The sequence below is a fragment of the Shinella sp. 20P9.1.1 genome (assembly GCF_057798995.1).
Genome location: NZ_JBYOLC010000002.1, coordinates 14339 through 36689, shown reverse-complemented (window position 1 = coordinate 36689; position 22351 = coordinate 14339). Strand labels below are relative to the sequence as shown.

24 protein-coding genes are annotated in these 22351 nt (G+C 65.0%); 18 read left to right on the top strand and 6 right to left on the bottom strand.

Annotated elements, in window-relative coordinates:
• Positions 1-74: 74 nt before the first annotated feature.
• The 10 genes from AC27VQ_RS03750 to AC27VQ_RS03705 all read left to right on the top strand — a co-directional run bounded on the left by AC27VQ_RS03750 (position 75) and on the right by AC27VQ_RS03705 (position 9905).
• On the top strand, positions 75-1352 hold the full coding sequence (locus AC27VQ_RS03750) for an imelysin family protein (RefSeq protein ID WP_488715282.1): 1278 nt from the start codon (positions 75-77) through the stop codon (positions 1350-1352).
• A gap of 44 nt (positions 1353-1396) precedes the next feature.
• On the top strand, positions 1397-2935 hold the full coding sequence (locus AC27VQ_RS03745; RefSeq protein WP_488715281.1) for a di-heme oxidoreductase family protein: 1539 nt from the start codon (positions 1397-1399) through the stop codon (positions 2933-2935).
• Positions 2935-4062 carry an imelysin family protein gene (locus AC27VQ_RS03740; protein WP_488715280.1) on the top strand — a complete coding sequence of 376 codons (1128 nt, stop codon included), beginning with the start codon at positions 2935-2937 and terminating at the stop codon, positions 4060-4062. The genes AC27VQ_RS03745 and AC27VQ_RS03740 overlap by 1 nt, the downstream gene beginning before the upstream one ends.
• Entirely contained in the window at positions 4062-5165 is a 1104-nt protein-coding gene (locus tag AC27VQ_RS03735; RefSeq protein ID WP_488715279.1) for a DUF1513 domain-containing protein, read from the top strand. Before AC27VQ_RS03740 ends, AC27VQ_RS03735 begins: the two co-directional genes overlap by 1 nt.
• Before the next feature lie 40 nt (positions 5166-5205).
• Entirely contained in the window at positions 5206-5661 is a 456-nt protein-coding gene (locus AC27VQ_RS03730) for a TspO/MBR family protein (RefSeq protein WP_421592157.1), read from the top strand.
• A 79-nt stretch (positions 5662-5740) separates the two neighbouring features.
• Positions 5741-6190 carry a PaaI family thioesterase gene (locus tag AC27VQ_RS03725; protein WP_313530201.1) on the top strand — a complete coding sequence of 150 codons (450 nt, stop codon included), beginning with the start codon at positions 5741-5743 and terminating at the stop codon, positions 6188-6190.
• Positions 6187-6831, top strand: a complete 645-nt coding sequence (locus AC27VQ_RS03720) for a 5'-methylthioadenosine/S-adenosylhomocysteine nucleosidase (protein WP_313530198.1) — start codon at positions 6187-6189, stop codon at positions 6829-6831. The genes AC27VQ_RS03725 and AC27VQ_RS03720 overlap by 4 nt, the downstream gene beginning before the upstream one ends.
• A gap of 53 nt (positions 6832-6884) precedes the next feature.
• Positions 6885-8447 (top strand): glutamine-hydrolyzing GMP synthase, encoded by a 1563-nt coding sequence (gene guaA, locus AC27VQ_RS03715; protein ID WP_488715278.1) that lies wholly within the window; start codon positions 6885-6887, stop codon positions 8445-8447.
• Between the two features lie 143 nt (positions 8448-8590).
• Complete coding sequence (locus AC27VQ_RS03710; RefSeq protein WP_488715277.1) at positions 8591-9052, top strand: carboxymuconolactone decarboxylase family protein; 462 nt, start codon at positions 8591-8593, stop codon at positions 9050-9052.
• A complete protein-coding gene (locus tag AC27VQ_RS03705) occupies positions 9042-9905 on the top strand; it encodes a sigma-70 family RNA polymerase sigma factor (RefSeq protein ID WP_488715276.1) in 864 nt (287 codons plus the stop codon). The genes AC27VQ_RS03710 and AC27VQ_RS03705 overlap by 11 nt, the downstream gene beginning before the upstream one ends.
• Here AC27VQ_RS03705 and AC27VQ_RS03700 read toward each other — a convergent pair.
• The gene (locus AC27VQ_RS03700) at positions 9902-10462 is read right to left on the bottom strand and encodes a methylated-DNA--[protein]-cysteine S-methyltransferase (protein WP_488715275.1); all 561 of its coding nucleotides are present in this window, start codon (positions 10460-10462) and stop codon (positions 9902-9904) included. The genes AC27VQ_RS03705 and AC27VQ_RS03700 overlap by 4 nt on opposite strands.
• 145 nt (positions 10463-10607) lie before the next feature.
• Between AC27VQ_RS03700 and AC27VQ_RS03695 the strand changes: the two genes are divergently transcribed.
• Together AC27VQ_RS03695 and AC27VQ_RS03690 are read left to right on the top strand one after the other, a co-directional pair.
• Positions 10608-11666, top strand: a complete 1059-nt coding sequence (locus tag AC27VQ_RS03695) for a M14 family metallopeptidase (protein WP_488715274.1) — start codon at positions 10608-10610, stop codon at positions 11664-11666.
• A gap of 130 nt (positions 11667-11796) precedes the next feature.
• On the top strand, positions 11797-13257 hold the full coding sequence (locus AC27VQ_RS03690; RefSeq protein ID WP_488715273.1) for a phospholipase D-like domain-containing protein: 1461 nt from the start codon (positions 11797-11799) through the stop codon (positions 13255-13257).
• On the opposite strand, the gene AC27VQ_RS03685 is transcribed toward AC27VQ_RS03690, so the two are convergent.
• Positions 13229-14098 carry an endonuclease/exonuclease/phosphatase family protein gene (locus AC27VQ_RS03685; protein WP_488715560.1) on the bottom strand — a complete coding sequence of 290 codons (870 nt, stop codon included), beginning with the start codon at positions 14096-14098 and terminating at the stop codon, positions 13229-13231. The two genes, AC27VQ_RS03690 and AC27VQ_RS03685, sit on opposite strands and share 29 nt — an antisense overlap.
• Before the next feature lie 62 nt (positions 14099-14160).
• Complete coding sequence (locus tag AC27VQ_RS03680; RefSeq protein WP_488715272.1) at positions 14161-14640, bottom strand: Lrp/AsnC family transcriptional regulator; 480 nt, start codon at positions 14638-14640, stop codon at positions 14161-14163.
• A gap of 150 nt (positions 14641-14790) precedes the next feature.
• Between AC27VQ_RS03680 and AC27VQ_RS03675 the strand changes: the two genes are divergently transcribed.
• From AC27VQ_RS03675 to AC27VQ_RS03665, 3 genes are read left to right on the top strand one after another with little or no spacing between them, the layout of a single operon-like run.
• On the top strand, positions 14791-15960 hold the full coding sequence (locus tag AC27VQ_RS03675; protein WP_488715271.1) for an amino acid aminotransferase: 1170 nt from the start codon (positions 14791-14793) through the stop codon (positions 15958-15960).
• Positions 15961-15968: 8 nt separating this feature from the next.
• Positions 15969-16589, top strand: coding sequence for a YitT family protein (locus AC27VQ_RS03670; protein WP_488715270.1), 621 nt, complete (start codon positions 15969-15971; stop codon positions 16587-16589).
• A gap of 47 nt (positions 16590-16636) precedes the next feature.
• Positions 16637-16981, top strand: a complete 345-nt coding sequence (locus tag AC27VQ_RS03665; protein ID WP_313530174.1) for an ArsC family reductase — start codon at positions 16637-16639, stop codon at positions 16979-16981.
• Between the two features lie 16 nt (positions 16982-16997).
• On the opposite strand, the gene AC27VQ_RS03660 is transcribed toward AC27VQ_RS03665, so the two are convergent.
• Positions 16998-17984, bottom strand: a complete 987-nt coding sequence (locus tag AC27VQ_RS03660; protein ID WP_488715269.1) for a Gfo/Idh/MocA family protein — start codon at positions 17982-17984, stop codon at positions 16998-17000.
• A gap of 158 nt (positions 17985-18142) precedes the next feature.
• On the opposite strand from AC27VQ_RS03660, the gene AC27VQ_RS03655 reads away from it, so the two are divergent.
• Together AC27VQ_RS03655 and AC27VQ_RS03650 are read left to right on the top strand one after the other, a co-directional pair.
• Entirely contained in the window at positions 18143-19093 is a 951-nt protein-coding gene (locus AC27VQ_RS03655) for an aldo/keto reductase (RefSeq protein WP_488715268.1), read from the top strand.
• 2 nt (positions 19094-19095) lie between these two features.
• Positions 19096-19539 (top strand): GNAT family N-acetyltransferase, encoded by a 444-nt coding sequence (locus AC27VQ_RS03650; protein ID WP_488715267.1) that lies wholly within the window; start codon positions 19096-19098, stop codon positions 19537-19539.
• Here the strand turns inward: AC27VQ_RS03650 and AC27VQ_RS03645 are convergent.
• A complete protein-coding gene (locus tag AC27VQ_RS03645) occupies positions 19536-20426 on the bottom strand; it encodes a LysR family transcriptional regulator (RefSeq protein WP_488715266.1) in 891 nt (296 codons plus the stop codon). The genes AC27VQ_RS03650 and AC27VQ_RS03645 overlap by 4 nt on opposite strands.
• A gap of 149 nt (positions 20427-20575) precedes the next feature.
• On the opposite strand from AC27VQ_RS03645, the gene AC27VQ_RS03640 reads away from it, so the two are divergent.
• On the top strand, positions 20576-21574 hold the full coding sequence (locus tag AC27VQ_RS03640) for an aldo/keto reductase (protein ID WP_488715265.1): 999 nt from the start codon (positions 20576-20578) through the stop codon (positions 21572-21574).
• 59 nt (positions 21575-21633) lie between these two features.
• On the opposite strand, the gene AC27VQ_RS03635 is transcribed toward AC27VQ_RS03640, so the two are convergent.
• Positions 21634-22242, bottom strand: coding sequence for a transglutaminase-like cysteine peptidase (locus AC27VQ_RS03635; protein ID WP_409530419.1), 609 nt, complete (start codon positions 22240-22242; stop codon positions 21634-21636).
• Positions 22243-22351 lie beyond the last annotated feature (109 nt).

The window sequence follows — 22351 nt, the reverse complement described above, 5'->3', positions numbered from 1 at the left end:
CCATCCGGGCGGTCGCCATCGGTCGCGACGTCCGGTGTCGGGGGACACGCCAAAACAGGACACCAGGAGACGTCATGACCACTTCCTTCCTTCGCGCGGCCGCCTTCGTGCTTGCTGCCGCGACGTCGAGCCTTGCCATCGGCTCCGCCCATGCGGCGGCCGATCCGGCTGCGATCGTCAAACATTATGCCGAAATCGCGCACGCCAAGTTCTCCGACTCGCTCGACGCGGCGAAAGCCCTCGACGCGGCGGTCGACGCCCTCATCACCAAGCCGAGCGACGAAACGCTGAAGGCAGCGCGCGAAGCCTGGCTGAAGGCGCGCGTGCCCTACCAGCAGACGGAAGCCTATCGCTTCGGCAACCCGATCGTCGACGATTGGGAAGGCAAGGTGAACGCCTGGCCGCTCGACGAAGGCCTGATCGACTATGTCGACCCGAGCTATGGCACGGAGAGTGACGAGAACGCGCTGTTCGTCGGCAATGTCATCGCCAATCCGAAGCTGGAAATCGCCGGCAAGACGATCGATGCGACGACGATCACGCCCGCCGTGCTGCAGGAGCTGCATGAGGCCGGCGAAGTCGAGGCGAACGTCGCCACCGGCTACCACGCCATCGAATTTCTGCTCTGGGGCCAGGACCTGAACGGCACCGGTCCGGGTGCCGGCAACCGCCAGGCGACCGATTACGACAAGGACAAGTGCACCAACGGCAATTGCGACCGCCGCGCCGCCTATCTGAAGGCCGCGTCCTCGCTGCTCGTCACCGATCTCGAAGAGATGGTGAAGGCCTGGGCCGCCGATGGCGACGCCACCAAGAATGTCATGGCCGACCCGAAGGCCGGCATCACCGCCATGCTGACCGGCATGGGCTCGCTCTCTTACGGCGAACTCGCCGGCGAGCGCATGAAGCTCGGCCTGCTGCTTCATGATCCGGAAGAAGAACACGATTGCTTCTCCGACAACACGCACAACTCGCATTATTACGACGTCGCCGGCATCCAGACCGTCTATACGGGCGAATATACCCGCCCTGACGGTTCCAAGCTGACCGGCCCCTCGCTCTCCGAGCTCGTCGCGGAAAAGGACGCCGCGCTCGATAAGGAGATGAAGGCGAAGCTCGACGCCAGCCATGCCGCCTTCAAGGCGCTGGTCGACCGTGCGGAAGGCGGCGAAGCCTATGACCAGATGATCGGCGAAGGCAATGAGGCCGGCAACAAGGTCGTCCAGACCGCCATCGACAGCCTGATCGACCAGACCAAGACGATCGAACGCGTCATCGGGTCGCTGGACCTCGGCAAAATCGAGCTTGAAGGCTCCGACAGCCTGGATAATCCTACCGCTGTCTTCCAATAGAAAGAAGGCGGGCCGCTTCCCTTGGATGCGGCCCGATTTCCTGCATGACAGAACGCCCTGCCCGTCGCCTGCTCGCGGTTTCCGCCGCGTTCACCGTCGCCGCAGGCGTTTTCGTTCTGGGGAGCGCGCATTCGCAGACACGCGGCCGCGATGATCTTTCGGACAAAGACATGAAACGTGTTAAGGCCGTCACGGCCCTGACGACGGATTTTTCCAAAGCCGAGCCCTACGAGGCGATGTCCGCCGGTGCGGCGACCTCGCTTGCGAAAATCGACCGCAACAGCTTCTCTCACTTTTCCGAAAACATCACCTTCGAGGAGCGCGAGACCTTCAAGCTCGGCAACGCGCTGTTCCAGAAACTCTGGGTTTCCTCGCCCTCCTCCACGCAGGCTTCCGATGGTCTCGGGCCGCTCTACAATGCCCGCTCGTGCCAATCCTGCCATATCAAGGACGGTCGCGGTCATCCGCCGGAGGACAACACGGCGGACGCCACCTCGATGTTCCTGCGCCTTGCCCGCCCGGCAAAGACGCCCGAGGAAGAGGCGGCGCTGAAGAGCTTTCACGCGATGAGCCTGCCCGATCCGATCTATGGCCGGCAGTTGCAGGATCAGGCCATTCCCGGCCTCAAGGCCGAAGGCCGCATGGTCATCGACTACAAAGACGAGCCGGTGACGCTGGCCGGCGGCGAGGTCGTCCATCTCCGCCGCCCGACCTACGCCGTCGCCGACCGCGCCTATGGCGAACTCGACGCGACGACGACGCTCTCGCCGCGTGTCACTCAGCCCATGCTCGGCCTCGGCCTGGTCGAGGCCATCCACGAAGCGGATATCCTCGCGCTTACCGACCCCGACGATGCGGATGGAGACGGCATCAGCGGCAAGGCGGCGGTCGCCATCGATCCGACGACAGGTAAGCAGGCGCTCGGCCGCTTCGGCTGGAAGGCGCAATCCGCCACCGTGCGCCAGCAGAGCGCGGATGCCTTCGCCTTCGATATCGGCATCTCGACGCCGGAGGTGCCGTTGCACCAGGGCGACTGCATGCCGGCGCAGACCGCCTGCATCGAGCGCCCCAACGGCGTGCAGAAACGGCTTGGTGACGCAGAAGCGCCGCCGCCGGTCATGGACCTCGTGACCTTCTATGCCGAAAACCTTGCCGTGCCGGCCCGGCGCAAGGCGAGTTTCGCCGAGACGCTCGACGGAAAGCGCCTGTTCTACGAGACGGGCTGCGTCTCCTGTCATCATCCGAAATTCGTGACCCGCCGCGATGCCGCCAACAAGGCGCAGGCCTTCCAGCTCGTCTGGCCCTATTCCGATTTCCTGCTGCACGACATGGGCGAAGGCCTTGCCGACGGGCAGCGGGTGGGGGTAGCGACCGGGCGGGAGTGGCGCACGCCGCCGCTTTGGGGTATCGGCCTTACAAAAACCGTCAACGGCCATACGTTCTTCCTGCATGACGGGCGCGCGCGCTCCCTCACCGAAGCCATTCTCTGGCACGGCGGCGAGGGCCAGAAGGCACGCGACCGCTTCGCTGTGCTGGACAAACATGACCGCGACGCCCTTCTGACCTTCCTGGAGAGCCTCTGATGACCCAGCGCCCGTCTTTCCTTCGGTTCGGCTCCCTACTTGCCGCCTCTCTCCTGTTCGCGACGAGCCTGCCGGCCTTTGCACAGGAAGGTAGCGCCCCCGCCGTGCCCGAACTGACCGAAGAGATCGTCACCGGCATCATGACGCGCGCCATCGACGACGTGATCCGGCCGGGCTACCGAACCTTCGAGGCTTCCGCCGGCAAGCTCGCCGAAACGACGCAAGCCTATTGCAAGGCGCCCTCCGACGATGGCCGCAAGGCCGTCGATGCGGCCTTCCGCCAGGCCGTTATCGACTGGGGCCGCATCGAAATCGTGCGCATCGGCCCCGTCATCGACGACAACCGCTTCGAGCGCATTCTGTTTTATCCCGACCGCAAGGGCACCGGCCTGAAGCAGGTGCAGGCGTTGCTGCAGAAGGCGAACGAGGCGGATGCCGACGCCGCGACCATGGGCAGCAAGAGCGTCGCGATCCAGGGGTTCGGCGCCATCGAATTCGCGCTTTACGGCACCGGCTCGGAAGCGGTCGCCCAAGCGCCGAACGCCTTCCGCTGCCGCTATGCCGTCGCTGTCGCCACCCATATCCAGACGACGGCCGGCGCGCTTGCAGCCGCCTGGGATGCGCCCGACGGCGTGCAGAAGGACTGGAAACATCCCGGCCCCGACAATCCCGTCTTCCGCACCGGCAAGGAGGCGATGACGGCGCTGCTCGGTATTCTCGTGCACGGCACGGAGGCGGTGCGCGACCAGCGCATCGAGACCTTCTACCGCAATGGCGGCATCGCCCGGCCGAAATCGGCGGTCTTCTGGCGCTCGGGAAACACCTGGACGTCGATCGAAGCCAATCTTGAAGGCCTGCAAACGCTCTTCGACAAATCCGGCATGGCTGATCTCATCGATCCCAGCATCGCCTCGGTCAACGGCAATATCGACTTCATCCTGAAAGCGCTGCGCCGGATCATCCCGACGATCGACACCGACATGGAGAAGGCGGTTTCGACGCCTGAGGAACAGCAGAAGATCAACTTCCTGCTCGTCAACACGCGCGAGCTGATCCTCGCCCTCGACGGCGGTTATGGCGGCGCCATCGGGCTTGGCTCCGGCTTCTCCTTCTCGGACGGCGACTGATGAGAAACCTGGGCGGCCAGAGCGCGCTTCTCGACCGGCGCGCCTTCCTGCGCATGGCGGGTGCGGCCTGGGCGGCGGCGCTGACCCCGCGCGCCGCCTTCGCGCTGTCGCGCACCGACGCCGTCTTCGCCTCCGGTTACAAGGACCCGGACGGCAGTTTCGGCATTGCGGTGCTCGCCGAAGACGGCAGCGTGATCGAGCGCACGCCGCTGCCCGCCCGCAGCCACGGCATGGCGTTTTCGCCTGCCACCAACCACCTCGTCGCCTTCGCCCGCCGCCCCGGCACCTTCGCGCTGGTGATCGACCGCAACGGCCAGAAGCAGCCGATAACTATCGCCGCTGCCGAAAACCGGCACTTCTTCGGCCACGGCTGCTTTTCGCCTGATGGCCGGCTGCTCTATGCCAGCGAGAACGATTTCGACGCCAATCGCGGCGTCGTCGGTCTCTACGATGCGCGGGAAAACTATCGCCGCATCGGTGAATATTCCACCTATGGCATCGGCACGCATGACCTCTCCGTCAGCGACGACGGCTCGTTGCTGATCGCCGCCAATGGCGGGATCGAGACCCATCCGGATTTCGGCCGCACCAAGCTCAATCTCGACCATATGGAGCCCTCGCTCGCTCTGATCGACGCGGCAAGCGGTGCGCTTGTCGAGCGCCATGCGCTGCCGGAAAAGCTGCGCCAGCTTTCCACCCGCCATATCGACCTCGACGACAAGGGCCGCATCTGGTTCGCCTGTCAGTATGAAGGCCCGCGCAACGACCTGCCGCCGCTCGTCGGCCATTTCGGCAAGGGCGAGGACCTGACCTTCCTGTCGCTGCCCGAGGAGACCACGGTCGGCCTTGCCAACTATGTCGGCGCCATCGCCGTCAACCGCCGCGAGGGCCTCGTCGGCCTCACCTCGCCGAATGGCGGCCGTTTCGTCGTGCTCGACGGAAAAAGCGGACAGGTCATGCGTGACGAAAGCGTCGCGGACGCGGCCGGCATCGCTGCCGGGCCGCATGGTTTTGCCGTCTCCTCCTACGACGGCCACTTTGCCGGACGCCGTGAAGACGTCGCCTGGGACCAGCATATCGCCAGCCTGAAATCTGCCGGCTGATGCCTCTGGACGGCGGCAACGCGTGCCCTAGGTCAGGGGCATGAACAACAAGCCCCTCGTCTATCTCGCCTTCCTTATCCTCGTCCTCGGCGGCGGCCTTCTGATCGGCGCCAACAACGTGCCGGGCGACTGGTATCAATCGCTCGCCAAGCCCTGGTTCAATCCGCCGAACTGGCTCTTTGCCCCGGTCTGGAGCCTGCTCTACGTCGTCATCGCGTTTGTCGGCGCACGCACCTGGCTTTCACTCCGCAATTCCATGGCCATGCGCCTGTGGGTTGCCCAGCTCGTCCTCAACTTCGCCTGGTCGCCGATCTTCTTCGGCCTTCAGGACCCGACCTCGGCCTTGATCGTCATCCTCGGCCTTCTCGTCACGGTCGTGGGCTTCATCCTCGCGTCGTGGCGGCAGGACCGCACGGCGGCACTGCTCTTCCTGCCCTATCTCGCCTGGGTCGCCTTCGCGACCGCGCTCAACGGCGCAATCGTCGCGCTGAACTGAAAGGTGCTTGCAGCGCAGCATAGGCCGTGCAAACGTCGGTCCGTTCCTTCGGGCCGCGTGCCCGCACCATGTGGGCATCATGACAGGCTTTCCACCGCCGGATTCCGCCGGCCGCATTACCAGAAGTTTCGGCCGGCAGCCGGCCATGAAGCTGATCGGCGCCGAGCTGACCCGCGTCGAACACGGCACCGTGGAAATCGAGCTGGCCTTTGACGAGAAGCTGACGCAGCAGCACGGCTTCCTCCATGCCGGCGTCATTTCAGCGGCCCTCGACACGGCCTGCGGCTACGCCGCCTATTCCGTCATCGACGCGGATGCCTCCATCCTCACCATCGAATTCAAGGTGAACCTGATGTCGCCGGGGCGTGGCGAGCGGTTCCTGTTCCGCGGCGAGGTCACCAAGCCGGGCTCCAACATCATCGTCGCCGACGGGCGCGGCTATGCCATTTCCGACGGACCGGCCAAGCTGATCGCCTCGATGACCGGCACGATGATGGTGGTGCGCGGCCGCGAGGACATCGCCGAATGAGTTTCGCCCTCAAGACCGTCGGTACGAAGCGCATCCTCTATGTCATGGCCGCCAGCCCCGAATACGGCCCGCGTCTCAAGGCCCGCATCACGCCGCTCATGACCGGCGTCGGCCCCGTCGAGGCCGCCGTGCAGCTGACGCTGGCGCTTTGCCACCTGGCGGCGGATGGCGACCTGCCCGATTATGTCGTCTCACTCGGCTCGGCCGGCTCCGCCACGCTGGAGCAGACGGAGATCTATCAGGCGGCCTCCGTTTCCTATCGCGACATGGATGCCTCGCCGCTCGGCTTCACCAGGGGCGCGACGCCCTTCCTCGACCTGCCGGCCGAAGTTCCTCTTTCCTGCATCATTCCCGGCATTCCCGCCGCACGGCTCTCCACCGGCGCCAACATCGTCTCGGGCGCAGCCTATGCCGGCATCGACGCCGACATGGTGGAGATGGAAACCTTTGGCGCGCTGCGCGCCTGCCAGGCTTTCGGCGTGCCGCTCATCGGCCTGCGCGGCATTTCCGATGGCAAGGCCGAGCTCACCCATATCGGTGACTGGACAGAATACCTCCACGTCATCGACGAAAAGCTCGCCGCTGCGGTCGATGTGCTGGAAGCGGTCGTCGCCAGCGGCACGATCGTGCGCAACGGCTGAAAATCCGGCCGTCCCCGGTTGCGCGGCGCGAGGTTTTTCATTAAAGGCTCGCCATGACCCAGACAGCTCATCCCGACAGCGTTCTCATCATCGATTTCGGCAGCCAGGTGACCCAGCTCATCGGGCGGCGCGTGCGCGAAGCAGGCGTCTATTGCGAGATCATCCCCTTCCAGTCGGCGGAAGAAGCCTTCCACCGCATGCAGCCGAAGGCGATCATCTTCTCCGGCGGCCCGGCCTCGGTGCTCGATCAGGGCAGCCCCCGCGCGCCGCAGATCGCTTTCGATTCCGGCCTGCCGATCCTCGGCATCTGCTACGGCCAGCAGACGCTCGCCACCCAGCTCGGCGGCACCGTCGAAGGCGGCCACGCCCGCGAATTCGGTCGCGCCGATGTGGAAATCCTGAAGGCTAGCCCGCTGTTCGAAGGCTTCTGGGAAGTCGGCAACAAGTATCCGGTGTGGATGAGCCACGGCGACCGCGTCACCGTCGCGCCCGAAGGCTTCGAGATCATCGGCACCTCGGAAAACGCCCCCTTCGCCATCTGCGTCAACGAAGCCAAGCGCTACTACACGACAATGTTCCACCCGGAAGTGGTGCACACGCCCGACGGTGCCAAGCTCTTGTCGAACTTCGTGCACAAGATCGCCGGCATCAAGGGCGACTGGTCGATGTCGGCCTACCGCGCCCGCGCCGTGGAAGCGATCCGCGAGCAGGTCGGCGACAAGCGCGTCATCTGCGCCCTTTCGGGCGGCGTCGATTCGTCCGTTGCTGCCCTTCTCATCCATGAGGCGGTCGGCGCGCAGCTCACCTGCATCCTCGTCGACCACGGCCTGATGCGCAAGAACGAGGCGGCCGACGTCGTCGCCATGTTCCGCGAGCACTACAATCTGCACCTCATCCATGTGGATGCCGTCGATCGTTTCGTTGGCGAGCTGGAAGGCGTGTCCGACCCGGAAACCAAGCGCAAGATCATCGGCCGCCTGTTCATCGAAGTCTTCGAGGACGAGGCCAAGAAGCTCGGCGGCGCGGAATTCCTCGCCCAGGGCACGCTTTATCCCGACGTCATCGAAAGCGTCTCGTTTACCGGCGGTCCCTCGGTCACGATCAAGTCGCACCACAATGTCGGCGGCCTGCCCGACCGCATGAACATGAAACTCGTGGAACCGTTGCGCGAGCTGTTCAAAGACGAAGTGCGCGTGCTCGGCCGCGAACTTGGCCTGCCCGACAGCTTCATCGGCCGTCATCCCTTCCCGGGTCCGGGCCTTGCCATCCGCTGCCCCGGCGGCATTACCCGCGACAAGCTGGAGATCCTGCGCGAGGCCGACGCGATCTATCTCGACGAGATCCGCAAGGCCGGCCTCTACGACAAGATCTGGCAGGCCTTTGCCGTGCTTCTCCCCGTCCAGACCGTCGGCGTCATGGGCGACGGACGCACCTATGAATTCGTCTGCGCACTGCGCGCCGTCACCTCCGTCGACGGCATGACCGCCGACTTCTACCACTACGACATGAACTTCCTCGGCCGCGCCGCGACCCGCATCATCAACGAAGTCCGCGGCATCAACCGCGTCGTTTATGACGTAACGTCCAAGCCGCCGGGCACGATCGAGTGGGAATGAGGATAGCCTCCTCGTCGCAGTGACATTTCAAAGCCCCGGCGCCCGCGCCGGGGCTTTTCTCTTTTTGTAAAAATTTTCGCGCCGATGTCACATCTGCCGTTCCGGCCTCGTCATGGCGGTGTAGAATTGAAAAGGAGACTGGAATGTCACCCCGCATGACCGATTATTTCAAACGCGCCGAACCCGCTTTCAAGGCGATGTTTGCGCTGGAAGCCGCCCTGAAGGCGAGCCCGCTCGATGCCATCCTGGTGCATCTGGTGAAGGTGCGCGCCTCGCAGATCAACGGCTGCGCCTATTGCATCCACATGCATGTCGGCGAAGCGCTGAAGGACGGCGAGGATCCGATGCGCCTGCATCTTCTGGCCGGCTGGCGCGATTCCTCGCTGTACACCGCGCGTGAACGGGCAGCCCTCGCCTGGACCGAAGCGCTGACGCTGGTCGCTGAAACCCATGCCCCCGACACCGACTGGGCGGACCTCGAAGCCGCCTTCACCGCGGACGAACAGGCTTGGCTCACCATCGCCATCGGCGCGATCAATGTCTGGAACCGGGTACAGGTCGGGTTTCGCGCCGAACATCCGGTCGACCAGCGTCATGCTGCCTGATCCGGCCACGCAAATCTTCGAAGCGCAGCGGCCGCGGCTGCTGCGCCTGGCATATCGCATGCTCGGCTCGCGGGCGGAGGCGGAGGATGTCGTACAGGAGGCCTGGCTGCGTTGGCACCGCAGCGACCGCAACGCAGTCGCCGAACCGGCCGCCTGGCTCACCCGCATCGTTTCGCGCCTTTGCCTCGATGTGATGAAATCGGCGCGCGTCCGCCGCGAGACCTATCCGGGCCAATGGCTGCCCGAACCGCTGATCGAACCGGAAGACGACGAACTGCGCGCCGACAACATCACGCTCACCCTGATGGTGGCTCTTGAACGCCTCTCGCCGCTGGAGCGTGCTGCCTTCCTGCTGCATGACGTCTTCAACCAGCCGCTCGACGACGTGGCGGCGACGCTGAAGCGCAGCCCGGCCGCCACGCGGCAACTGGCAGCACGGGCACGCGCCCATGTGCGCCTCGATCAGCCGCGCTACGAGATCGCCCGCGAAGACGGCGAGGCGCTGACGCGCGCCTTCTTCGAGGCCTGCCGGCTGGGCGATGCCGCGGCACTCGGTTCGCTGCTGGCGTCGGATGTGACGCTGCGCTCGGACGGGGGCGGCAAGGTGTTAACCTTTCCCAACGCCATTCAGGGCGTCGATCGCCTCATCCGGCTCTACCTCGGGCTTGCGCGAAAACTCGGTTCCCGGATGGAATTTCTCGGCCATGTCGTGATCGATGGCCTGCCGGGTTTTTTGAGCCGGGTAGACGGCCACCTGCAGACGACCGCCGTGGAAATCGTCGAGGGGCGCATCGCCGCCATCTATATCACCCGCAATCCGGACAAGCTGACCGGGGCGAAGCTCCCCGGTTAAAACCCGAACGACTGCTGCGCCGGCTCCGGCGGGGCGAAGGAGACGCCTTCCAGCGCCAGCATCTTCACCTTGGAGATGGAACCGCCCGGCGCGGAAAAGCCGCCGACCTTGCCGCCGGCGGCCAGCACGCGGTGGCAGGGGATGATGAGGGCGACGGGGTTCTTCGCCATGGCCTGGCCGACCTCGCGCGCCATTTCCGGGCCAGCACCCAGATCGCGGGCGATGGTGCCGTAGGTCGTCGTCTCGCCCCAATGCACCCGCCGGGCGGCATCGTAAACCTTCAGGAAGAAATCGCTCTGGCCGGCGAGATCGAGCGGCACGGTTGTGAAATCGGCTTCCTCGCCGGCGAAGTACCGTTGTGCAGCGGTCACCGCCTGCTGAACGGCAGGCGGCGGCTCGGCGGCCTCGGCATCCGGCAGGTGGCGCAGCAGCAGGCGGCGGGTCGTGGCGGCGTCTTCGCCCGGCAACTGGAAGCGCACGACGCCCGCTTGCGTCCAGGCGATGCCGCAGGGACCGCCCGCCGTGTCGAAGATCAGGTAGTGGGTCTTGCCGGTCATTTTCGACTCCTGTTCCCGTTTTGTCACAAGATCGGGCTTTGCCCGGCTTGTTTCAACCCGTTTCTTGCGCGGCGTAGCCGGGGACTTGCTTCCGCCGCGTCCACTTCGCATAAACCTTCGAAAAACGATTCAGCGAGGGCGTGACGTGGAGATTTCGGACATCATCATCGGCGGCGATACGGCGGGCATCGAATGGCGCGTGCCGGTCTATCGCTTCACGGGCAGCGATGCGGCCGCCCCCTCCGTCTATATCCAGGCGGCGCTCCATGCCAACGAACTGCCCGGCACGGCGCTGCTGCACTTCCTGCTCGAACGCCTGCGCAAGGCCGATGCCGAAGGCGCGATCCGCGGCGACATCACCGTCATTCCGCAGGCCAATCCGATCGGTCTCGCCCAGTTCCATTTCGGTGAGATGGAAGGCCGCTTCGATCTGGGATCGCGCACCAATTTCAACCGCGACTACCCGCTGATCGCGCTTGCCGAGCGCGAGACCCTGCTGGAGAACCTTGCCCGCCGCAGCGCTGCCGACCGGCTGAAGCGCACGCTGCTGCACATGGCGCTCGGCCATGACCTCATGCTCGACCTGCACTGCGACGACGAAAGCCTGCAATATGCCTATATCGACGATGCCTTCTGGCCGGAGGCGGCCGATCTTGCGGCCGCCCTCGACATGCAGGCCGTGTTCCTCTCCGACGGCGAAAGCACGGCCTTCGAGGAGGCCGTCGGCCATGCCTTCAAGCATCAGGGCGGCGGCAAGCTGAAGAGCGTTCCGGGCCGCCTCTCCGTCACCGTCGAGCTGCGCGGCCGGCGCGATGTCTATCCCGACATGGCCAAACGCGATGCGGACGGCCTCTGGGATTTCCTTGCCGGCCGCGGCATTGTGACCGATCCCGCCCATACGGCGAAAACCTATAGCGGTCCGGCCATCCCGCTCGACAATATCGAGATGGTGCGCGCACCTGAGCCGGGCACCGTACTCTTCCACCGCGACATCGGCGACAGCGTGAAGGCCGGCGATCTCCTGGCGACGCTGATCACCAGGCCGGGCACACCCGATGGCACGATCGACGTCACGGCAGCCCATGACGGCCTGATCGCCACCCGCGCCTCCGCCCGTTATGCGCGGCGCGGCGACGACCTGATGAAGATCGCCTGCCACGAGGCGACCCGCAAGGATCGCAAGCCCGGTACGCTCGAGGACTGAGAGAATCTTCTCCGCCAGGGGTTTTGGCCCCTCGCAATCGCCCCGTCGGGAGCAATATATAGGAAGGGACAGGCCAGCCGGGATTGCGGCGATGGCGTGAGGAGACTGCAAGCGGTGACCGGCACGCATCATGTTTGAGACGCTCTCCGCCTACTGGCCGCATATCCTCGTCGCCTTGTCGATCATCCTTGGCATTCCCGCCGCCATTCATGCGACGATGACGAAGGAAGAGGTGCGCGCGGCGATCGGCTGGGTCGGCGTCATCGTGCTCTCGCCGGTCGTCGGTCCCGTCATCTACGCCATTGGCGGCGTGAACCGCATCCGCCGCAAGACGTTGAACCTCAGCCGCGAGGGGCTGATTGCCGCCGGCTGGTACCACCGCGCCGAATACGACGTTTCCAACGAGCATATGCGGGTGGCCTTCGGCCGGGCGCTCGCCGCCATGCAGCGGCTCGGCGATATGGTCGGGCGCTGCAAGCTGACATGCGGCAACCGGATCAGGCTGCTTGCGACCGGCGACGAGGCCTATGCCGCGATGCTCTCCGCCATCGACGCGGCAGAGCGCTCGATCCTGCTCGAAACCTATATTTTCGACCGTGACGCGGCCGGCCAACGCTTCGTGGAAGCCCTTTCGGCCGCCGTGACGCGCGGTGTCGAGGTGCGCGTGCTGATCGACGCGGTCGGCGCCCGTTATTCCATTCCCTCCATCGTCTCGGAGCTGAAGCGGGCGGGCGTGCCGGTCGATGTGTTCAACGGCAATATCGTCATGGGCCTGCGCCTGCCCTATGCCAACCTGCGCACCCACCGCAAGATCCTGATCGTCGATGGCAGCGTGGCCTTCACCGGCGGGCTCAACATCCGCGCCGGCTTCTGCGCCGAATTTGCCGGAGACGGGGCCGCACTCGACACCCATTTTCGCCTCACCGGCCCCGTCGTCAGCGATCTCTTCCGTATCGCCTACGAGGACTGGCGCTTTTCCGGCGGCGGCGAACTGTCCGGCGCGGCCTGGCAGATCGCCCCGCCGCCTGATGCGCCCGACAGCGGCATGCTTGCCCGCGTCGTTCCCTCAGGCCCCGACAGGAGCCTGGAAACCAATCACCGCATGCTGATGGGCGCCCTCTCGGTCGCAAAACATCATATCCGCATCATGTCGCCCTATTTCCTGCCTGACCGGGAGCTGATCAGCGCCATCGTCACGGCGGCGCGGCGCGGGGTGGAGATCGACATCATCGTGCCCTCGGCCAACAACCTGAAGCTCGTCGATCTCGCCATGACCGCGCAGTTCGACCAGATGCTGAAACACGGCTGCCGCATCTGGCGGGCATCGGGCGCCTTCAACCATTCCAAGCTCATGGTCGTCGATGACGCCTGGTCCTATGTCGGCTCGTCCAATATCGACCCGCGCTCGCTCCGGCTGAACTTCGAGGTGGATATCGAGGTGACAGACCACGATTTCGCCGAGCTGATCAGCGCACGCATCGGCGCCGCCCTTGCCGGATCCGAGCAGGTGAAACTGGAGGATCTGCGGGCACGGCCCTTCGTGCAACGCCTCGTCGAACGCATCACATGGCTTGGCTCGCCCTATCTTTAGGGCCCGCCGAGCGTTCCCAGACGACCTTCAGGTCGATATGCGCCTTGATCGGCAGGTGATCCGACGCGATGCGGGCAAGCGGCGAATCATGTACCTCCACCGAGGTGACCAAGTCGTGCGGATGGCCGAGCGCCCGGTCGAGCGCCAGCACGGGAAAGCGCGAGGGAAAGCTCGGCACTGCGCCGGAGGCCGGATCGAAAGTCGGATGCAGGCGGGCAAGCGACGAACCCCGCCCGACGCGCCATTCGTTGAGATCGCCGACGAGCAGGGTGGGCATCGCCTCGTCCTCTGCGAGGGACGCAAGGATGGCCATGGCCTGCTGTTCGCGCGAGCGCTTCAACAGGCCGAAATGCGCGGCGACGAGGCGCAGCTTGCCGGTGGGAAGATCGAGCGTCACGACCAGCGCGCCGCGCGGCTCGACGCCCGGCAGCTTCAGCTGGCGTACGCCGCCGACCGCCCCCTTGCGGATCATGATCATATTGCCGTGCCAGCCATGGCCGGTGGAGGAAAGTGCGGTGATCGGCACCGGCACGAGGCCGCAATCGCGCTCCAGCATATCGAGCTTCAAGAGGCCCGAGCGCTCGCCGAACCGCTTGTCGGCCTCCTGGATGGCGATGACGTCGGCATCGATCTCCGCAATGACGCTTGCCGTGCGTTCGGGATCGAAACGCCGATCGACGCCGATGCATTTGTGCACGTTGTAGGAGGCGATGACGGTGTCACCCGGACGATTGTTTTCCGGCGGCCGGTGGCCGCGGCGGTTGCGAATGGCCGTCAGCAGCGCAGCCGATGTGTTCCTGCCGTTCCTGTCCAAAGGTCCTTCCTCGTGCGTTCTCTGCATCATATGGGCCGCCCCGCGCCATGGGCAACCGCGGAGCTGCAAGAAGGTTCCGGAAAACGTGGTCAGGGCAGCGGGCTGACCTGCATCTTCGGGCTGTCGAGCAGGATGGTCGAGCGCAGCGTCTTGATTTCGCCGATGCGTTCGAATTCGCTCCACAGTAGCCGCCGGTAATCCGCCACGTCTTTCACCGCGATCTTCAGCAGGAAATCGAAATCGCCCGCCACCGTATGGCATTCGACGACTTCGGGCATGCGCCGCACCAGATCGATGAAACGCTCGCCGACCTTCGGCGCCGTGCGCTCCAGCGTCACCTCGAGAAAAGCCTGGAAGCCGATGCCGGCGGCGCGCGGATCGACGATGACGGTGTGGCGGATGACGCCGCTCGCCTCCAGCCGCGCGAGGCGCCGCGACAGCGGTGCGGGCGACAGGCCGACCTTTTCCGCAAGCTGATTGTTGGAGAGACCGGCATCCTCGACAAGCAACCGAATGATACGCCGGTCGGTCTGGTCGAGCGCCACTTCGTCAGCCGTCTTTTTGTCCACGCCGCCCACTCCAGCAAAAATCTGCATCAATCTAGCGAATGAACGCAACAAGACAAAAGCTTCTTGCGCTTTCTCCGCAATATCATGGTCGATTTTGCGAGCACTTTGACTTACACCACGTTCACACCAACCCCAGACAGGACCCCGGCCATGTTCGACGCCCTCACCCGCCAGCCCGATGACCCGTTGCTCGCCCTGATCGGCCTTTTCCGGGCGGATGAGCGTGCCGGCAAAGTGGATCTCGGCGTCGGCGTCTATCGCGACGAAACGGGCGCCACGCCGATCTTCCGCGCGGTGAAGGAGGCCGAAAAGCGCCTCGTCGAGACGCAGCCGACCAAGGCCTATGTCGGCCCGGAAGGCGATCCCGTCTTCCTCGACCGTCTCTGGGAGCTGACCACCGGCGAGGCCGGTCGCGGCCGCGCCACCGCCGGCCTTCAGACGCCGGGCGGTTCCGGCGCGCTACGCCTTGCCGCCGATCTCCTGGCGCGCATGGGCACCAAGGGCATCTGGCTCGGCCTGCCGAGCTGGCCGAACCATGCCAGCATCTTCAAGTCCGCCGGGCTTGAGGTCATCACCTATCCGTTCTTCGACATCCCCGCGCAAAGCGTGCAGTTTGACCGCATGATGGACGCGCTCGGCGGTGCCGCCCCAGGTGACGCCGTGCTGCTTCATGCGAGCTGCCACAATCCGACCGGCGCGAACCTCACGGACGAGCAGTGGCGCGCCGTCTCCGCGCTCATCGCCGAAAAGGGCCTGCTGCCGCTCGTCGATATCGCCTATCAGGGTTATGGCCGCGGCCTCGACGAGGACGCTGCGGGTCTGCACACACTGCTGACCGCCGTGCCGGAAGCGCTGGTCGCCGTCTCCTGCTCGAAGTCCTTCGGCCTCTACCGCGAGCGCACCGGCGCGATCTACGCCGCTTGCAGCAACGCCGAGACGGCACTCTCCGTGCGCAGCAATCTCGCAGCGCTTGCCCGCACAAGCTATTCCATGCCGCCGGACCATGGCGCGGCCATTGTCAGCATGATCCTCGGCGACGCCGCGCTGAAGGCCGACTGGATGGCCGAGATCGAGACGATGCGTCTGCGTGTCACCGCGATCCGCGAACGGCTTGCCGCCGGGCTTTCCGCCCGCTGGCAGGTGCTGACGGCGATCCGTGAGCAGGAGGGCATGTTCTCGCTGCTGCCGCTGGAAGAGGCGCAGGTGCTGAAGCTGCGTGCCGAGCACGCCATCTACATGCCGACCTCTGGCCGCATCAACATTGCCGGCCTGAAGACGGCGGAAGTCGATGACGTCATCGCCAAGTTCCTGAGCCTCTGAGAGACACCATGTCCGTCGAAACTGCCAGCCAGGCGGAGCGCCACTCCGCCTATGAGGATCTTATTGCCATCGTCATCGGCACGCTGTTCGTGGCGCTGGGCGTGGTCATCTACACCAAGGCCGTGCTGCTCGCCGGCAGCACAGCGGGCTTGGCACTCCTCCTGCAATATGCAAGCGGCATCGGTTTCTGGTGGCTGTTTTTCGCCGTCAACCTGCCCTTCTACATCCTCGCGGTCAAAAAACTCGGCTGGGCATTCACGCTGCGCACCTTCGCCGCCGTCACGCTGGTTTCCATCTTTAGCCGGCTAACCTCGGAGCTCGTCACCTTCTCTCATCTCGATCCGCTCTATGCGGCGGTCATGGGCGGTGCGCTGTCGGGCACCGGCCTGCTCATCCTCTTCCGCCATCGCACCGGCCTTGGCGGCATCAATGTGCTGGCGATCTATCTTCAGGACCGGTTCGGCTTGCGGGCCGGGTATTTTCAGATGGCGGTCGATCTCGCGATCCTCGCCGCCGCCTATTTCGTCATCCCGCTCGACCGGCTCGCGCTCTCCGTGCTCGGCGCCGTAGTCGTCAACATGACGCTCGCCATCAATCACCGCCCCGGCCGTTATCTCGGGGTGACGTGACCGTTTTGCCGGCTTATGAAGACGGCCAAACCTTGAAGGAGAGACGCGTGACCGTCACGATCTACGGCATCAAGAACTGCGACACGATGAAGAAGGCGCGCACCTGGCTCGATGCCAAGGGCATCGCCTATACGTTCCACGACTACAAGGCGGAAGGTATCGACGAAAAGAGCTTGAAGCGCTTCGTCGACGCGCTCGGCTGGGAGACGGTGCTCAACCGCGCCGGCACCACCTTCCGCGCCCTGCCGGATGAAGACAAGAAAGACCTCGACGCGAAGAAGGCGATAGCCCTCATGCTCGGCCAGCCCTCAATGATCAAGCGCCCCATGCTCGATCGCAACGGGGCGCTCACAGCCGGCTTCAAGCCGGAGATTTACGAAACGCTATTCTGAGTTTCAGGGGCCGGCTTCAGACCGGCTCCCAGCCGTCCTTCTCGCTGGCGCGGTAGATGGCGTCGATGAGCTTCTGGTTCTCGACCGAGCTTTCCAGCGGCACGATCTCCTCGTTCTCGCCAAGCGCCGCCTTGGTGAAGGCTTCCGCCTCACGCTTGTACTGGCGCGCATCCTGGAAGCGGAAGAGCTGGCTCTCGCTGTGCGAGGCGTTGGTCAACTCGATTTCCTCGGCCCCGTAGCGATCGGCATTGAACGGCGATTTCACCTCGATGAAACCCTTGTCGCCGTGGAAGACCATGATCTGGCGCTGAGCGAGCTGCGTCGAGATATAGAAGGACAGTTCGAAATCGCCGAAATCGGCGCGCACGCTCGAATAGATGTCCGTGCCGAATTCCGGGTCACGATCCGTGCTCGCCTGCACGCGGATCGCTTCCTTGCCGGTGACGAAACGGGTGGTGATCGTCGGATAGACGCCGATATCCGGCAAGCCGCCGCCGCCGAGTGCGGGCACGTTGCGCATGTTGCCGGGGTCGCGGTTGTAATAGGTGAAGGCGCCCTGCACGTGGCGCAGCTTGCCGATCGCGCCTTCCGCCAAGAGCGAGCGCACCTTGCGCCAGACGGGGCTGTAGGTGACCATGAAGGCTTCCGATATCAGCACCTTGTTGCGGTCGCGCGCCGCAATCAGCGCATCGATCTCACCGGCATGCAGCGCGATCGGCTTTTCGCAGAGCACGTGTTTGCCGGCATCCGCCGCCTTGATCGTCCATTCCACATGCTGCGACGTCGGCAGCGGGATATAGACGGCATCAACAGTATCGGAGGCCAGCATCTCCTCGTAGGAGCCGAAGGCATGCGGCACGGAAAACCGGTCGGCCATGGCGCGGGCCTTGGCGAGGTCGCGGCTGGCAATGGCCGTCACGACGCAGTTTTCCGCATCCTGGATGGCCGGCACGACGAGCTCGCGGCCGATCTTGGCCGTCGACAGAATTCCGAAACGCAGCATGGCGATGTCTCCTTGATTTGGCCCGAAGACTAGTCGCGAGGTACGTTCCTCGCAAGCGCGGACGCTCGCAAAAAATGCCTTGTGGGGCAGCGTGCAAAGCGGGTGCACCCGGCCTATGCTGGCCCGTCATTTCAGCACGTATCCCTTGGAGGAAGCCCATGCAGTTTCGTTCCCTCGGCCGGACCGGCCTTTCCATCGCGCCCCTCGTCTTCGGCGGCAACGTCTTCGGCTGGACGGCCGACGAGAAGACCTCCTTCGATCTTCTGGACGCCTTCACCGGCGCCGGCTTCAACGCCATCGACACGGCCGACGTCTATTCCAGCTGGGCGCCGGGCAATCAGGGCGGCGAATCCGAGACGGTCATCGGAAAATGGCTGAAGCGCTCGGGCCTGTCGCGCGACAAGGTGGTCATCGTCACCAAGGTCGGCTCTGACATGGGCCAGGGCCGGCGGGATCTGCGCAAGTCGTGGATCGTCGAGGAGGTCGAGAATTCGCTGCGCCGGCTCCAGACCGACCATATCGACCTCTACCTCTCGCACTGGCCCGATCCAGAAACGCCCTATGAGGAGACGCTGGAAGCCCATGCCGGTCTCGTCAAGGCGGGCAAGGTGCGGACCTTCGGTGCCTCGAACCTCGATGCGGCCCAGCTGCAGGCCTCCTTCGATGCCGCCGACGCGGCGGGCCTGCCGCGTTACGCCGCGCTGCAGCCGGAATACAATCTCTATGACCGCGCCGGCTTCGAGGGCGCGCTGGCCGATCTCTGCCGCAAGGAAGACCTTGGCGTCATCACCTATTTCAGCCTCGCCTCCGGCTTCCTGACGGGCAAGTACCGCACGGCGGCCGATACCGAAGGCAGGACGCGCGGCGAGGATGTGGCGCGCTATCTCGACGACCGGGGCCTGCGCATCCTTGAGGCGCTCGATCAGGTGGCGGCGGAGACGGGTGCGACGCCGGCCGAGATTTCGCTTGCCTGGCTGATGGCGAAACCCGCCGTCACCGCGCCGATCGCCAGCGCCACCAGCCTCTCCCAGCTCGATAGCCTGATGAAGGCGGCAGCACTGTCGCTCTCATCCGAGCAAGTCGCTGCCCTCGACGCAGCGGGAGCCTGACCATGGCCCTCATCATCCGCGATCCGCTCGAAAGCGACGAAGCGGCCTGGCGTAAACTCTGGGCCGGCTATCTTGCCTTCTACAAGACCGAGGTGGCCGAGGAAGTGACCGCCTTCACCTGGGCACGCATCCTCGACGCGGGCTCCCGCATGGCGATGCGCCTTGCCGAGGAGGACGGCGTGGTGATCGGCTTCGCCATCCACCACTATCACGACTCCACCTGGAGCATCGCGCCGGAGGGCTATCTCGAAGACCTTTTCATCGACGACACGGTCCGCGGCAAGGGCGCCGGCCGCGCGCTGATCGACGATCTCATCGCGATTTCGAAACGCCACGGCTGGAGCGGGATCTACTGGCACACGGCGCGGGACAATGCGCGCGCCCGAAAGCTCTATGACAGCTATATCGAGACCGACGAGCACATCCGCTACCGGTTGAAAACCTAACCCCGGTAGCGGAAGAAATCGACGAAGGCGCGCAGCGCCGGGCGCATCTGGCGACGCGAGGGATAGTAGATCGAGAACCCGTCGAAGGCGGGGCACCAGTCTTCCAGCACCACCACCAGCCGGCCGGCGGCGATATCCTCGGTCACCCGCTGGTCGAAGACATAGGCGAGGCCCGCGCCGTCCATCGCAGCGGCGCGCATCAGCCGCTGGTCGGAGACGATCAGCGGCCCCGACACATCCACCGTCACCAGCCGCCCGTCCTTTTCCAGCTCCCAGCGGTAGATGCGACCGCTGGAAAAGCGGCGGCGGATGCAGCGATGCTGCATGAGGTCACGCGGCTGCTGCGGCTTCGGATATTTCTCGAAATAGGCCGGCGCACCGACCACGAGACCGCGCCACGGGCCGCTCGCCCGAACCGCGATCATGTCCGCCTCCAGATGCTCGCCGAGCCGCAGCCCCGCGTCAAAACCCTTTTCGACGATATCCTCGAAACGGTCGTCGGTGCGCAGTTCCAGTTCGATCTCGGGATACTCCAAGAGAAAGGCGCCGAGGCGCGGCATGACGATGTCTTCCGCCGCGATCAGCGGCATGGTGATGCGCAGCGGGCCGGCGGGTCGGGTCTGGCGCTCGGCCAGCGCCTCCATGGCGGCGTCGATATCGGCCAGCGCCGGTGCCAGTGTGTCGAGCAGCTGGCGCCCCTCCTCCGTCGGCGCGACGCTGCGGGTGGTGCGGGCGATCAGCCGCACGCCGAGGCTCGCCTCCAGCGCGGTGACGGCATGGCTGACGGCCGAGGGCGCAATACCGAGCGTGGTCGCCGCCTTGCGGAAGCTGCGCGCCTCGGCGACGATGGCCAGCACGGCGAGCTGGGAAAGCTGGGTCCGGTTCATTGTTCCAACAGATAGAACAAGCCATTGGCTTTTGCATCCATTTTCAGCGGAAGTGCTGTGCCCTAGATTGAACCTACCGGATGACGGCGACCGCTTCGCCGCCCGGCCCGCGGACCGCTCCCATCGGTCCCATCAAGAAGGAATCCGTCATGAAACACAGACATCTCGGCACGCTCGACGTTTCCGCCCTCGGCCTCGGCTGCATGGGCATGAGCCATGCCTATGGCCCCGCCGACGACGAGACGGCGGCGATCAACACGCTGCACCGCGCCGTCGATCTCGGCATCACGCTGTTCGATACGGCAGAGGTCTACGGCCCCTACAAGAACGAAATCCTCGTCGGCAAGGCGCTGAAGCCGGTGCGCGACAAGGTGGTCATCGCCACCAAGTTCGGCTTCCGCATCGACGCGACCAAGCCGGCTGCCCAGATGATGACCGGCACCGACAGCCGGCCGGAAAACGTCAAGGCCGTCGCCGAGGCGTCGCTGAAGCGGCTCGGCACCGATGTCATCGATCTCTATTACCAGCACCGCGTCGACCCGGCCGTGCCGATCGAGGAAACGGTCGGCGCGATGGCCGACCTGGTGCGCGCGGGCAAGGTGAAGGCGCTCGGCCTGTCCGAGGCCGGTGCGGAAACGATCCGCCGTGCCCATGCCGTGCATCCGATCGCCGCCGTGCAGAGCGAATATTCGCTGTGGACCCGCGACGTGGAGCAGAACGGCGTGCTCGAAACCTGCCGCACCCTCGGCATCGGCTTCGTGCCCTTCAGCCCGCTCGGCCGCGGCGTGCTGACCGGCGCCTTGAAGAAACTCGACGGCCTCTCGGCCGATGATTTCCGCCGCTCGCTGCCGCGTTTCGAAGCGGAGAATTTCGATGCCAACCTGGCGCTGGTAGCGGCGCTCGAGGAGATGGCAGCGGAAAAGGGCGTCGCCCCGGCGCAACTGGCGCTTGCCTGGGTTATGGCGCAGGGCGATTTCATCGTGCCGATCCCCGGCGCCAGCAAGGTGCCGCATCTCGAACAGAATGCCGCGGCCGCGGATGTGGCGCTGACGCCGGAGGAAGCCGCCCGTCTCGGCGACCTGCTTTCGCCGGCAAAGGTGTCCGGCGGGCGCTATTCGCAGCAACAGGCGGCAATGGCCAACCGCTGAAACGACAAAGGCCGCGGATCGCTCCGCGGCCTTTCGGCAGCCCCCCGCCGGAAAAATGTTTACTGGCCGACCGACGACACCATGACGGCATCGCCATTTTCGATGGAGACCCAGCGGCCCGCATGGAACGAGGCCTGGCGCTTCAGGAAGCGGTAGGGCGTCGTCGTCCAGAGCTTGACCTCGTTGTTGAGGTTGTCGAGCACGAAATCGCCCTCGGTGGTGCGCAGCGTCAGCACGGCATGGCCTTCGCCATCCGGCTTGCGCACGACCGTGATCAGCAAATCGCCGACGGCAAAGCCCTTTTCCATCAGCTTCTTGCGCTTCAGGAGAACGAAGTCCTCGCAGTCGCCGGCGCCATCGGGATAGGACCAGAATTCGTCGCGGCCGTGCAGTTCCTTGTCCGTCATCGGCGTGATGTCGCGGTTGACGCTGGCATTGATCTGGCGAACGACGGACCAGCCGAATTCCGTGACCTTGGCGGGCGCCTGGTTGCGCACGCCGGCCTGGCATTCGGATTTGTTGGTCTGGCAGAATTCGTAATGGCCGATCGGCTGGGAGGTCACGCTGCCCGTCTTCATGGACAGGGCGGACGCGGGCGCCGTGAAAGCCGAGGAAGAAGAAATGAGCAGAGCAAAAAACGCCGCCGCCCCAGCCTTCGCACCAATCATTCGTGCCATGTAACGTCCCCTAATCGTTAACAAAGAGTTAACGGTGAGGAGGCCTACTCGTCAATCATCAGAATTGGCGATGCGCGAATATGGTTAAGATGTGTTCGCG